Origin of the sequence: Stenotrophomonas sp. SrG, assembly GCF_050031795.1 — a bacterium.
Classification (GTDB): domain Bacteria; phylum Pseudomonadota; class Gammaproteobacteria; order Xanthomonadales; family Xanthomonadaceae; genus Stenotrophomonas; species Stenotrophomonas rhizophila_A.
This window is the reverse complement of record NZ_JBNBBE010001385.1, coordinates 1-235: the sequence shown is the minus strand read 5'-3', so window position 1 is coordinate 235 and position 235 is coordinate 1. Positions and strand designations below refer to the sequence as shown.

Sequence of the window (235 nt, the reverse complement as noted above, 5' to 3'; positions counted from 1 at the left end):
CGATCAGCCATGGCGGACATTGCTTCTGCCACGGCCGAAGAGCTGGCGTGGGGAGTTCCCAATAGAGGTCTTCCAGCATCTTCTGGCGCGCGGGACTGCTTGATCCCGACGCAGCGGGAGCAGTAAGGGTCGGGTCCGCGCCGTGCTCCAGCAGCCAGTAGGCCGCGTCGAAACCACCGCGGGCGGTATACCAGCGCAACCCCGTGTCTGCGTTGCCCAGGGTGTTGTGGTTGCC

The 235-nt window shown here is 65.5% G+C and carries 1 pseudogene; it reads right to left on the bottom strand.

Features of this window, described 5'->3' with window-relative positions:
- Window positions 1-235: pseudogene (locus ACQG3P_RS23950) on the bottom strand (ankyrin repeat domain-containing protein); the annotation flags it as partial.